Raw genomic sequence first — 13,214 nt, forward strand, 5'->3', positions numbered from 1 at the left:
AATCCCTTTTCCAACTGACAATACGAAAGGTTCTCCAAAATCAAATCGCGATATACTTTTCTGGTAAAAACATCCGCCCAACCTACAACCTGAAAAGTAAGGAAATAGGGCATTTCAAATGGTTCTAATTAGTTTTAATTGCCATTTGGAATCTCGCAAAAAGGTATATTTTATAAAATTTTGATTATGTTTTGCTCGATTTCTTGATCTCTTATCTGATAGGCCTCTCCCATAAATCATGGTTTTTCGATATCAGCAAATTACAAATTTGTTTGGATAGAAAGGTGTAGTTACAAACTACACCTAGTCCCAATCAACCTTCTTCTACACCCAGAGGGGGGGCAATATCAATTAGAACGCTCATATTTTATACCTTTCCATAGAATGGACTTATTAACAGCTATTTCTTTTATAAAATCACGACAATTCTTTTCAATAATATCGATCAAAAGCGATTCATCACTATTAATTATTATTGGATCAAAATCAAAAATTTTGAATACACCTAACCTATCTGATTTTATCTCAATAATACCCACCAATATGTCAGGACCTCTTAAACCACCACTTGAATTATAAATTCCATATTGTTTGATAATTGATATTTGAAATTCCTCTATTTCATCAAACGAAATCACTTTCTTACTAAAGAATCTTGTTACGACCAACTCCTTTTTTTTTGATAAAACAAACACTCTTGAAGTGAAAATCTGAAAGTAGCGTAAGAAAACTACTAAAAGAAAATAAAAAGCAATTATAGAAAGAACCAAAAAAACAATCCAAATATTAAAATCTGATGAATTACCTTCTTTTAATCTAATAATAATAATAAAAACACCTATAGACATTAAAATTAATAAAACATCCGTAAATAAAATTTTAGGACGAACATAAAATTTTACATATCCAGTATCCTTTTTCGTACAATATAAAGAAAGGTGCCTCGGCTTACTTTTTCTCATATTCAGATGCTTTAGTTGATGCTCCTCCAATTGTTTTCAATGTAGTATTTGCATTAGCTCCAACTGTTACTCCAGCTATTGTGATAGAAACTCCAGAGCTATTTGCACTTCGAACGTTGACATAGTTATCTCTAGCTTCACTTAATTCATTTCTTAAATGTACTTTATTAGGGTTTTGTACGCGAACTGCAGTTTCAGCCTTCTTTAAATTTTTTGAAGCAGTATTTACCTCTTGATTTGTTGCCAATCCTTTAGGGGCAATCCCATTTGCCACTCCAACAGTAGCAACATCGGATACAACACTTCCAAACTCAAACTCTTTACTTTCTTGAATTGAATTAATAGACTCTTTAACCACAGACTTTAAACCCTCTTGTACAACCTCATTATTAGCCAGTTTCATAAGTGTTGAACCTAATTTTGTAGCATTTTTTAAGGTAGAAAGTCCTCCTGTAGCAGCACCCGCTAATCCTTCAACTCCAACGTCGGTAAAATCAACATTGTCAAATGCCACTTTCTTCAAATCTGAAAATGAATTAACCCCACCATTTGCTACCACATTTCCAATAACCTGAGTACTATATTCAATTCCCGCACTAATTAAACCTGACACAACTGGAACTGGAATATTTCCATCCGGATCAATAAACTTGATCGGATTATCAAAGGCATAATTGTAAGGAGAATGTCTTCTCATTTGATCCGATAATGGATCTATGACCCCCCATCTACCTATCGTAGCATCATACATCCTTGCCCCGTAGTCGTAGTACTGAAGTCCGGCGTCCTCAATCAGTTCCTTGCCGTTGTAAAGGTACTTATTCGCTTTTATCCCCCCATACTGAAATCCAATTCCAGTCAGTTCCAATCCCCATGGATCGTAATGGGTCTCCTGAGCGATCGGTGAGGACATGCTCATCAGCATCATATTGTCAAACCAGACATCCTCGGAGGTCTCGTTGACCAGGAAGGTTTCCATAAATCCGTCCTGAGAAATATACAGATTCTCCTCCAAAACCTCATGTTGATTGGCTGCATTTCTGCTCAGAACCCTCCCCTACAAGCTGGCCCCTCACTAAAACAGTCCACCGGACTGTTTCTTCACGTTCGGTCCTCAACCTCGTATCGGTTACTGTCCTGATCATATAGTGCATAGATCAGATAAGCCTCCGGTGCTGATTTCTTTTGCAGATCGCCAGCAAGGATATCCACCAAGTTGAACAAGGCTATCGGATTGCCTCCTCCTGCACGCTGGGTGCTTACAGCCAGTTCATTCAGGTCATTGACCAGTTTGTCTTTCGCTCCCTGGGTCGCAAAGCTTCCCGCATTGGCTTTTTTCTCCTTTTCGTCCGCATATTTCCCAAATACCTGAAGCTTCACACTGTCTCCTCCGTAGATTTTCTGGCTTCTGCCCGGCCCCACCTCCCCTTCAGGCTGGCCTCTCGCTAAATCAGTCCACAGGACTGATTCTTAACGCTCGATCCTCTCTGTCCGCATTCAGCCAAGCCACCCCTCCCCTGCAAGCTGGCTCTTCGCTAAAAATGTCCACCGGACATTTTCCTTACGCTCAGCCCTCACCCACAGTCTTGTTGTGCTCCGGTGCCAGTTGTCTGGAGACCTGGATCTGGGTAAACTGCTGCTCTTCCGTTTCGGCATTTTGGGTCTCCATGGTTGCCATAACCGTCTGGCTGACAGGACTTCGTAGAACTTGGCGCACATTGCCCAAGTGGTCCTTTATGTCTGAATTTTAAATGATTAGGGAACCTTTCAATCATCAATGAAGGTTACGATTTAATTGAAAATTCCTTCCTCGTCTTAGTATAGATTCTACCCTAAACCATTGAAATACCATTATAGGTCAGGTGAATTTTCATCACTTCTACAAGTTGCTCCTTCAAAGTTAGCGGGACGGAAACAGGAACTTCAGTCTCTTCACAACCCGTCAAGAAAATTAGGCCAAACAAAAGAAATAATATATGCCTCATTGTCTTTTAGTTTAAAACGAATCTGTTTTCTAACGCATAAGCTATCAACAAATTATCTCATATTTACTTAAAAAGAAAGTTTTCAAAAAACATTAAATTAAACAGCAGTATTTTTAGAATATGAGTATTCGGTTAGCTACACCTACCCAAATAATGACAGGATTGAGTTCTAGTTGAAGCTACTGTGGTCCGATAGTTATCGGACCGATGGCTATCGGACAGTTGACCGGCGTCTGTGGACATGTATCCGCATTTAAAACACCCAAAATCTATTCACGTGATCAGTGCGGATACACATATTTTAGAATGCGAGGAAGCAAAAAAGCACCTCTTAGTAAGTGCTTTTTTGATGTTATAATTATTCAAACAATTTACCAACTTCCCCCCGCACCACCTCCACCAAAGGAACCACCACCAAAGCCTCCAAATCCACCGCCTCCACCGAAGCCTCCTCCAAAAGAACCCCTTCCAGAGGAGAAATCGCCGAATTTTCCTCCGCCACCTTTTAGCATATTAGCCAACATGATCGTAGTCCAGAGGTCAATTCCACCTCCGCGTCCACCCATGTGGTTATCATTGTCCTTCCGGTTTTTGATCAGCGGAAGGATCACAAAAATGAAAATGAATAACAGAAGCAGAAAAAATGCTCCTCCATGATTTCCATCTGATTCCACCTCTTCGGCTTTGTATTCACCGGAGGCCAATTTGAAAATCATATCCGTAGCTTGATCCAAGCCTTGGTAATAGGACTCGGTCTTGAAGTTGGGTATGATCAGATTAGTGACGATCCGTTTGGCTAGTGCATCGGGCACGGCCCCTTCCATTCCCCGACCGGTAGCGATGAAGACATTGCGGTCATTCATCGCTGCCAAGATTAAGATCCCGTTATCCTTTGAGCTTCCAATTCCCCAGTTTTCACCCAGCCGCTGCGCATAATCGGCTATTTCATAATCACCCGTCGAGCGCATCAGGACAATGGCGATTTGGGTAGAAGTAGTATCCGTGTAACCGACCAGTTTCTGCTCCAAGCGTGCCAGTTCATCAGCCGAGAGGGTCCCGGTGAAGTCGTTGACCAAACGCGGTGGATTGGGTAATGGAGGGAAATCCTGAGCCCTGATTTGCCCAAAGAAGAGGACAAAAAACAACAGGAATAGCGGCTTTTTAGCCAAAAGATAGTTCATCCGAGAGTTCGTTTTTGTCGCCGGCTTGATCGTATGGGAAATGTGCCCCCAATTGCTCTCCGGCTTGATGAATGCCTGCGATCAGGCCTTGGGTAAACTTTCCCTGACGGAAATGTGCTGCCATCAACTCCTTGGTACTTTCCCAGAAATCCTTGGGCACCACTCGATTGATTCCCGCATCGCCTAATATCGCAAACTTGTGATCTACCACTGCCAGGTAAAATAAGACACCGTTTCGGTCTTTGGTCTGGTACATTTTCAGCGTTTCAAATACTTCTGCCGCGCGATCCAGCACATCCCCTTTGCAGTGGTTTTCGATGTGCACTTGGATTTCTCCGGAGGTCCGGGTCTCAGCAGTCTGGATGGCAGCTGTGATCTGAGCTTTTTCCTCCGGAGAAAATAATTTTTCAGCCATAATTAGAATTGAACTGTTGGGGCATTTTCAGCGCCTTCGGAAGCTTTGAAGGTGCCTTTTGTTTCGAAACCATACCAACCTGCAAAAATATTGTTGGGGAAGGTTCGGATGCTGGAATTATAGGCTACCACAGATTCATTGAAGTTTCGTCTCGCGACTGCGATTCGGTTCTCTGTGCCTTCGAGTTGAGCCTGAAGTTCGAGGAAGTTTTGATTGGCCTTCAAGTCCGGATATCGCTCCACTGTCACGAGCAGTCGACTCAAAGCTCCGGAGAGTTGGTCCTGCGCCTGTTGAAACTGTGCGAGGTTTTCAGGAGTCAGATTCGTAGGATCAATGGTAACGGAGGTAGCTTTGGAGCGTGCCTCTATGACGCCGGTAAGCGTTTCCTGCTCAAAATCAGCATACCCTTTGACCGTGTTCACCAAGTTGGGGATCAGGTCAGCGCGACGTTGGTATTGTGTTTCGACTTCGGCCCATTGACCGTTGACTTGCTCTTCAGATTGTACAAACTGGTTGTAGCTTCCAACTGCCTTTGTGTATAAGTAAATACCCAAAACAGCAATAATGGCAACAGGAATAAGAAATTTCTTCATAGTTCTTAGCTTGGTTTTAAATCGAGTTTTTACACGGATTTCTCCCGAATGTGTTTGGATCCTCGATCAAAGGTATCCAATTATCTTTTGTGGCCTGAAAATTAAATCTGCTTTTTGAGAAAAATACTCACCTTATAGTCGTTGTAATTGGTAAGATCATTGCCTTGATATCGCCTCATTTCCAGCTGAATTTCCTTTCCTTCTTCTGAGCGAAGCATTTTGAAAACATCCGAAAGCTCGTAGAGAAAAATCGGAACTTTGTTTAGTGTCAGAATCTCATCAAAGGGCAAAATCCCGGTTTTGTAAGCCGGTGAGCCAGCTCGGACTTCGCTGACGTAAATTCGATTATCGTCATTTGGAATTTTTCTCAATACCAACCCACTCATGTCAAACTCAAAAGGGGCATAGAAATTTTCACCCTTTCGGACCAGCGCTCTTTTTTTGGGATAATCCAAAATCAACCGAGTCCTACCCAAAACTTCAGAACCCAGGCTTCCCTGCCTTCCCGTGGCAACTATAATTTCGCTGAACGTATTCCTTTCGGGATAAGAAGTCAGGACCTCCCGCATACTTAGATTTTTCAACTTTAGGGAATTGACTCTACCGATAAAACCATAAAGCACCCCTCCCAGTGACTGACCGAGTTGGGATTCTATATAAACAGGCGGCATTTTAATGGCATCGGAAGTCTCCTGATTCAAAAGTAAACCATGGTTGGCCCCGGTATCGATCAGCAGCTTAGCCTCCAGCTTTGGACCGTTTTTTTGATTGATTTTCGCAGTGATATAAGCCTTATTTTCCTCTATGGCCAAGTCAAGTTTCCGATAAAAGGGAGGTTTCCACTTGATGGAATTCTCCCGGTAGAAATCGATAAATCCTTCATCGTAATTGATCTTTACGGGATTGAATTTGAAAAACTCATAGCCAATAATCCCATAGACCGGTACGCCGATTACCGATTCCAACTCAAAAAAATCCTCCTCTAGGACCAACAAACTCTGCAATCTCCCCTCAATGGGGCCCATGTCCAGGGTATTAATGGGAGAGACCTGCGCCATGATCACAGTGGACCCATCTGCACCGGCGATACTCAGCCGACGGGTATATTCCAGCCCCAACGCATCTCCGAGCGTTTTGCTAAACAGGATATTGGATCTGACACCCGTATCCACCAAAAAATTGATCGATCCCTTCCCGTTGATCGAAACAGGCAGTATAATCAGGCTATTTGAGCTGTAAAATGGAATTCTGACTTTTCTGGCGGCTTCTTTCATAAAGAAACCAGGCACTTGTGCCTGCGCAAAATCCAGAAACTTGAAGACCAAGATCAGGGAAAAGAGCAGCTTTCTATAAGTCATTTGGGTTGGCGGCGATCATTGAGAGAAGTTAAAGAGATTTCTTCTATCCATCTAGTCCTTTAAACTCAACTTGACCGCTAAAATGTTGGATTGATTCAAAAAAAACTTTTTGGCTAATTTAGACTGAAACCAAATTACGCCTTGGAGACCGTATCGATTTGTCAAAAATATCGGAATGCGTCATCTTTAATTATTAATCCTTAAACCAAAATGGCAAACACAGCCCTCACAGATAAAGCGAAAAAAATCTTTGAAAACTTCCTGATCAAGCAAGGGAACAGAAAGACACCCGAACGGTTTTCAGTCATTGACGAGCTTTACATTCTCCCGGAAGACGAACACATCGACGTGGAGGGACTTTTTCTAAAAATGAGAAACAAAGGCTATACAATCAGTAGAGCGACCATTTACAATACCTTGGATCTTTTGGTCGAGAGTGGACTGGCTGTCAAGCATCAGTTTAAAGACAAAGTAGCACTGTACGAACAAGCCCTCACCTACAAGCATCATGATCACCATGTGTGCAATCAATGCCAAAAGATTCGGGAATTCTCCGATCCAAAGATCAATGAGATCAAGGAATCCATAAGCAAGGACTTCCGATCCAAGATCACGAGCCATTCCCTCGTACTCTATGGGGACTGTCTGATCGAAAACTGCGAAAACCTCACCTCGAGCCAGTCCTTTTAAAGATTTTCCGATAAATCGGCTTTCTGAAGGCAAATTGGAGCCACAAAGCCGGATAAAGTAGGTAGGTCAAAATCCCCAGTGGCGCTTCATAGTCAATTTCATCCCGGATGATGGAGCCGATGCCGGAGGAGATCACCCGGTGCTTGTGTTTCCATTTTTTTAGAAAAAAGGGTAACTGAATGCCTTTATCAACAAAGAAAAACTCCAAATCAGTAGTCTTGTCATCGATGATTTCACTGGTCCATTTTTGCTTAAAAAAGATAAAATTCAGCTCCAGCGTGACTAGATCTCCCTTTTGCGAACCATCGAAGCGAAGTAATTTCACCGGTGGAAAGGGAGGGCTGAGACTCTTGAACAGGGATTCATTGAAACCTGATTTGACATCCAAATAACCTTGTTCGACGGGTGTTTCGATTACTATTTTCATCAGAAACTGAGGATAAAAAGAAAAAACAAGATAAGCCAAATCGCATCCATAAAATGCCAGTAAACGGTGAAAAGTCGAATTCGCATCTTTTCAAAGGGATTGGTCACCAAGATAAGCTTTCGGATGCCATCTTCCTGCGTTTTGCCCAGCTGAAGCAAAAGTATAATCGCAAAAATCATCGCTCCCAACAGGTGGAAAACATGAATGCCTGAAAGCAAATAAAGAAAGCTGCCACTTGGAAGCCCTGTGAAATTGATTCCCATATCGGTGAGTTCTCTCCAACCTGCAAACTGAAGAATGGTAAAAATCACACCCAGCATAAACGTGTTCCTGAGTGCACTTTCGAGTTTGGGTATATTTTCCTCCTGATAGTGCAGCCTCATCTTGGTCGCAGTATATCCCGATATAATCAGCATAAAAGTGGAAATGAGAAACGCCACCGGAATCCGGTGATTCAAGCCCTCCAATTGATTCAGCCCCGATGAAATAAATGCAATCACCAGAAATAAAAAAATCAGTCCACTCCCAAACATACCCAAATAGAGCATCATCTCATAAGGATGGAGTCTTTCCAGCCGTTCAAGCCAGGTTTGAGGTTCTTTGGTACGGTTCATTGGCTGAAAAACATTTTGAAAGGTGCTTGGTTCAGAAAATTATCAAATACTCGCGCTTTAAACCGAAAAAGGTCAAAATAACCTAAATTTGGCACTTCAAATTTTCCCCTAATCTTCCCCGCTTTGGATCGTCAGTCCTTTCTCTACCTATACCAGTCCGACCCGATTTTTCAGACGCTTGCGCATCAGCTTGCTGCTGCCGACAAGTTCAAACTTCAGCTTCGAGGTGTTTCCGGCAGTTTGGACATGGTGCTTTTCGCTTCATTTTTTGAGAAAAATGGGGGGTTTCACCTGATCATAGCGCAGGACAAAGAAGAAGCCGCTTATCTTAATTCGGATTTGCAAAATCTCCTCCAAACCGACCATTACATGGTATTCCCGGGGAGTTTCAAGCGTCCATATCAATACGACGAGATCGATAATGCCAACGTATTAATGCGGGCAGAAATTCTGAATCAGATTTTGGAGACCAAGGAGGAACCGAAAATAATCATCACCTATCCCGAGGCCTTGTATGAAAAAGTGATCAACAAGCGATCCCTGGTGGATAATACCTTTTCTATTCGGGTAGGTGAATTACTTGATATGGAATTCGTCTCAGAAGTCCTCAGCAGCTATGATTTTGAGCGGACAGATTTTGTCTATGAACCCGGGCAATTTGCCATACGGGGAGGAATATTGGATGTTTTTTCATTCAGCAATGAGCATCCCTACCGCTTGGAGCTCTTCGGCAAGGAAGTCGAAAGCATCCGCACTTTTGACCCGGAGACCCAGCTTTCGATCGCAACTGTGGAGTTGATTTCTTTGATTCCAAATGTGCAAACCAAGCTGCTGCAAGAAGTCAGGCAGTCATTTCTGGGGTTTTTGCCGAAGAACTGCATCATCTGGATCAAGGATTACCAACTGACTTCCGACGTGATGGATGAGTCTTTTCACAAAGCCGAGCAGGCATTTTCCCAGATTGTATCAAAATCCAATTCAGAAAATCTACTGCTTAAGCCCAGTGATTTGTTTGATCGGGGAAGTGACTTTACCGAAGCGATCAGTGAATTTTCGACCGTTGAGTTTGGGCGCCAATTCTATTTGAAAACTGAAAACAAGGTAATCTGGGAAAGCCAGCCTCAACCCTCTTTCAACAAAAACTTTGACCTGCTGGTCAGCAATCTGGCTGATAACGAAAAGCAGGGATTTACAAATTTGATCACCGCGGAGAATGAAAAGCAGATTGACCGACTGCTTGGCATTTTTCATGAATTGGATCCCATACTTCAGGTCCAAAGCATGCTGCTGGGGTTGCGCGAGGGTTTTGTGGACAAGCAGAGCAAAATCGTCTGCTACACAGATCACCAGCTTTTCGAACGTTTTCACCGCTACAAGTCCAGATCAAAAGCCAGCAAATCGAAAGCACTGACAATCAAAGAACTCAAGTCTCTCCATCCGGGAGATTACATCGTTCACGTCGATTATGGTGTAGGGCGGTTTGCAGGATTGGAGAAAGTAGATGTCAGTGGCAAAATGCAGGAAGCAGTACGCCTGATCTTCCGAGACGATGACCTGCTGTATGTCAACATCCATTCCCTGCATAAAATATCGAAATATTCCGGTCAGGAGGGTCAAGTACCCTCCATGTCCAAGCTCGGTTCGCCGGAATGGGACAACAAGAAAAGTCGGGTCAAAAAGCAAGTCAAGGACATTGCTAAGGACTTGATTACCCTCTATGCCAAGCGAAGAACTGCCCCGGGTTTTGCATTTTCCAGAGACTCGGTCTTACAGGTGGAACTGGAATCATCCTTTATCTATGAAGATACCCCGGATCAAGCTTTGGCCACCTCGGATGTGAAATCTGACATGGAAAAGTCCTATCCCATGGATCGCTTGATCTGTGGAGATGTGGGGTTTGGAAAAACTGAGGTCGCCATTCGTGCGGCATTCAAAGCCGTCAATGACCGGAAGCAGGTTGCTATTTTGGTTCCTACGACCATTTTGGCTATGCAGCATTATCACACGTTCAGCGAGCGCCTGGAAAATCTACCGGTGAAAGTGGAGTACATCAATCGCTTTCGCAGCGCGAAAGAAATCAAAGAAATCGTGGCCCAGGTGAAAACCGGAGAAATTGACATTCTGGTCGGCACCCATAAAATCGTCAACAAAGACATTGTATTTAAAGATCTTGGGCTCCTGATTATCGATGAGGAACAGAAGTTTGGCGTAAAAGTCAAAGACCAACTCAAAAATATCCGGGTAAATGTGGATGTTCTCACCTTAACAGCAACACCTATTCCCCGAACCTTACATTTTTCACTGATGGGTGCACGGGATCTATCGGTCATTGCTACCCCACCACCAAACCGCCAACCTGTAACTACTGAGGTTCAGACCTTTCAGGAAGAAGTCATCCGGGATGCCGTCGCTTATGAAATGAGGCGGGGAGGCCAAGTCTTTTTTGTCCACAATCGGGTGGGTGAGATCGACAGTATTGCTAATCTGATCATGAGGCTTGTGCCTGATGCCAGAGTAGTGGGTGCCCATGGACAAATGGACGGCAAAAAGCTCGAAAAAATCATGGTGGACTTTATCAATCACGAGTATGATGTACTGGTCTCTACCAACATCATCGAGTCGGGACTGGACATCCCCAATGCAAATACAATCATCATCAATCGGGCTCATATGTTCGGATTGAGTGATCTGCACCAGATGCGAGGAAGAGTCGGAAGAAGCAATAAAAAGGCATTCTGCTACCTGTTGACAAGTCCGCTGTCGGGATTGACTGCTGAAGCCAGAAAGCGCCTTCAGACCTTGGAGGAGTTTTCCGATTTGGGAGATGGATTCAAAGTGGCAATGAAAGACCTGGATATCAGAGGTGCAGGAAACTTACTGGGTGCCGAGCAAAGTGGGTTTATCACCGACTTGGGCTTTGAGATGTATCATAAAATTCTGGACGAGGCGGTTCAGGAATTGAAGGAAAATGAATTTGCAGCACTTTTTGAAACTGACCTGGTAGAAAAATTCAAAGTACTCGTTCAGGATTGCACGATCGAAACTGACCTGGAGCTGCTGATTCCGGAAGCCTATGTCACCAACATCAGCGAGCGACTTGGTCTTTATTCCAAGCTGGATGGAATTAAAAATGAAGAAGAATTGGCTAAGTTTTCATTGATGCTTCAAGATCGTTTTGGACCCTTCCCTCAGGCTGTGAGCGACTTGATGGAGACAGTTCGTTTACGTTGGCTTGCAGAAAAGCTTGGAATTGAGAAGCTTGTCTTGAAAGGAAGGCAAATGAAGTGTTACCTTTTGCCCTCAAATCGGAGTGACTTCTATTCTTCTGCCGTCTTTGACAACATCATGAAGTTTGCTCAGGTTCATGCCAAGCAATGTAAAATAAAAGAACACAAGAATCGTTTGATTCTTACGATTGAAGGAGTTCCGAACATTCAAAAGGCTCAAAAAGTCCTGTTGGAGATGAATTTATAAGATATTTATCAAAATTTAACTGGCATAAATATTGCATTTTCGATTATCGATTTTGTAGTATCTGCCTCAAATGATTCATTTGAAGGCATTTTGATCAACTTTGAAAATTGAAAAGCATTGGAAGTGCATTCCATTGCATTTATATTAGCATTCTGAAATAGACCAAACCATTACAATATGCGTCTGAATAACAACTCTTGGGGAATTTGGGTAACAGCCTTGGTGCTCGTATCTGCCTCCTTATTATCCTCTTGTAACAAAACCCCCGGATATGGCCGAAGAACTGCCGATAATCCAGGAAAGAAAAGCGCCACAACCGGAGCGGAATTCTCATTCGAAGAAAATGACTCCACCAACTTTTTTGTCTCCAAAAATGCGGAGCAAATTCCGGGGCCAAACCTGAAGTTTATTCAAGGGGGTAGAACCGTATTAGGTTCTCAAGAAGAGGACGTTATGGCATTTCGTGACAATTTGGAGCGAACTGTATCCATTGCAAATTTCTACATGGACGAAACGGAAATCACCAATAACGATTACCGGGAATTCCTTTTTGATATGAAAAAGAAGGTGAGTGCTGACTCACTTTTGAAACTCGAGCCCTCTGAGGCGGTGTGGTCCAGTGCCATGTCATTCAATGATTTATACCAATCTTATTATTTCAGATTCCCGGGATTTAATTTTTACCCGGTAGCCGGAGTTTCCTGGAAGCAGGCAAACGTGTACTCCAAATGGAGAACTGAATTTGTTCAGGATTTGGTAAGAGAAGAGCGGGGTATCGACTCCTCCTTTACAAAGTCTCAGCTGATCGAACGCGGAGTAGCGATGGCTGATTTCAGACTTCCAAATGAAGCCGAATGGGAATATGCGGCTAAAGCAATGATCGGCACCCAATATCTGGACGAAAATCAGGAATATGGCCGGATCTATCCTTGGGATGGTCGTGGTGTCAGAAATCCTTACAATGTGAAACGAAAAGGGAAGCAGGGTGACTTCTTAGCCAACTTCAAAAGAGGACGAGGTGACTACGCCGGTATTTCAGGAAATCAAAGAAATGATGGCGAAATCCTTCCAACCAACGTGTATGACATGGCTCCAAATGATTTTGGGCTTTATCACATGGCAGGAAATATGAACGAATGGGTTTATGACGTCTACAGACCGATGACCTTCCAAGATGCAGATGATCTTAACCCATTGAGAAAAGATGGAGTGTATGATGAAGAAGAGAATTATGAAACCTCCTTATTCACAGACGAAATACGAGTTTATAAAGGCGGTTCTTGGAAGGATGTAGCCTACTGGCTTGCACCGGGTACCCGTAGATTTTTGCATCAAGACTCAGCGACTAATCATATTGGATTCCGTTGTGCGATGATTTCTATCGGAGAAAAAGGGAAATAATAGACCAAAACTATACGAGCCCGGCAGCAATGTCGGGCTTTTTTTTGCTCTGGTTTTAAAAACACCGATTGAGCCCAAAATTCCGACCCGGCAAACCATTAAAATATTTTTGTA

Annotated in this window: 12 protein-coding genes; 3 read left to right on the top strand and 9 right to left on the bottom strand. The window is 43.1% G+C overall.

The genetic code is table 11. The features are described 5' to 3' along the window. Window positions 1-347: 347 nt before the first annotated feature. The 7 genes from C4S61_RS07570 to C4S61_RS07600 all read right to left on the bottom strand — a co-directional run bounded on the left by C4S61_RS07570 (window position 348) and on the right by C4S61_RS07600 (window position 6,494). Window positions 348-962 carry a hypothetical protein gene (locus C4S61_RS07570; RefSeq protein ID WP_103924190.1) on the bottom strand — a complete coding sequence of 205 codons (615 nt, stop codon included), beginning with the start codon at window positions 960-962 and terminating at the stop codon, window positions 348-350. Then, window positions 949-1,977, bottom strand: coding sequence for an RHS repeat domain-containing protein (locus C4S61_RS07575; RefSeq protein WP_200820550.1), 1,029 nt, complete (start codon window positions 1,975-1,977; stop codon window positions 949-951). The genes C4S61_RS07570 and C4S61_RS07575 overlap by 14 nt, the downstream gene beginning before the upstream one ends. Before the next feature lie 86 nt (window positions 1,978-2,063). Then, the gene (locus C4S61_RS07580; protein ID WP_103924191.1) at window positions 2,064-2,384 is read right to left on the bottom strand and encodes a hypothetical protein; all 321 of its coding nucleotides are present in this window, start codon (window positions 2,382-2,384) and stop codon (window positions 2,064-2,066) included. A gap of 934 nt (window positions 2,385-3,318) precedes the next feature. Beyond that, window positions 3,319-4,128 carry a TPM domain-containing protein gene (locus C4S61_RS07585; protein ID WP_103924192.1) on the bottom strand — a complete coding sequence of 270 codons (810 nt, stop codon included), beginning with the start codon at window positions 4,126-4,128 and terminating at the stop codon, window positions 3,319-3,321. Beyond that, on the bottom strand, window positions 4,109-4,543 hold the full coding sequence (locus C4S61_RS07590; protein ID WP_103924193.1) for a TPM domain-containing protein: 435 nt from the start codon (window positions 4,541-4,543) through the stop codon (window positions 4,109-4,111). The genes C4S61_RS07585 and C4S61_RS07590 overlap by 20 nt, the downstream gene beginning before the upstream one ends. Window positions 4,544-4,545: 2 nt before the next feature. Beyond that, complete coding sequence (locus tag C4S61_RS07595; protein ID WP_103924194.1) at window positions 4,546-5,136, bottom strand: LemA family protein; 591 nt, start codon at window positions 5,134-5,136, stop codon at window positions 4,546-4,548. Between the two features lie 101 nt (window positions 5,137-5,237). Then, window positions 5,238-6,494 carry an aspartyl protease family protein gene (locus C4S61_RS07600; protein WP_103924195.1) on the bottom strand — a complete coding sequence of 419 codons (1,257 nt, stop codon included), beginning with the start codon at window positions 6,492-6,494 and terminating at the stop codon, window positions 5,238-5,240. Window positions 6,495-6,704: 210 nt separating this feature from the next. Here C4S61_RS07600 and C4S61_RS07605 point away from each other — a divergent pair, with 210 nt between their 5' ends. Next, window positions 6,705-7,184, top strand: coding sequence for a Fur family transcriptional regulator (locus tag C4S61_RS07605; RefSeq protein ID WP_103924196.1), 480 nt, complete (start codon window positions 6,705-6,707; stop codon window positions 7,182-7,184). Here C4S61_RS07605 and C4S61_RS07610 read toward each other — a convergent pair. After that, window positions 7,162-7,611 carry an SRPBCC family protein gene (locus C4S61_RS07610; protein WP_103924197.1) on the bottom strand — a complete coding sequence of 150 codons (450 nt, stop codon included), beginning with the start codon at window positions 7,609-7,611 and terminating at the stop codon, window positions 7,162-7,164. The genes C4S61_RS07605 and C4S61_RS07610 overlap by 23 nt on opposite strands. Continuing rightward, a complete protein-coding gene (locus C4S61_RS07615; protein ID WP_103924198.1) occupies window positions 7,611-8,225 on the bottom strand; it encodes a cytochrome c oxidase subunit 3 in 615 nt (204 codons plus the stop codon). Before C4S61_RS07615 ends, C4S61_RS07610 begins: the two co-directional genes overlap by 1 nt. A 123-nt stretch (window positions 8,226-8,348) precedes the next feature. On the opposite strand from C4S61_RS07615, the gene mfd reads away from it, so the two are divergent. Beyond that, window positions 8,349-11,699, top strand: coding sequence for a transcription-repair coupling factor (gene mfd, locus C4S61_RS07620; RefSeq protein ID WP_103924199.1), 3,351 nt, complete (start codon window positions 8,349-8,351; stop codon window positions 11,697-11,699). A 177-nt stretch (window positions 11,700-11,876) separates the two neighbouring features. Next, window positions 11,877-13,100 carry a gliding motility lipoprotein GldJ gene (gldJ, locus tag C4S61_RS07625; RefSeq protein ID WP_103924200.1) on the top strand — a complete coding sequence of 408 codons (1,224 nt, stop codon included), beginning with the start codon at window positions 11,877-11,879 and terminating at the stop codon, window positions 13,098-13,100. The last annotated feature ends 114 nt before the right edge of the window (window positions 13,101-13,214 follow it).

The sequence above is a fragment of the Algoriphagus boritolerans DSM 17298 = JCM 18970 genome (assembly GCF_900108085.1).
Lineage (GTDB): Bacteria > Bacteroidota > Bacteroidia > Cytophagales > Cyclobacteriaceae > Algoriphagus > Algoriphagus boritolerans.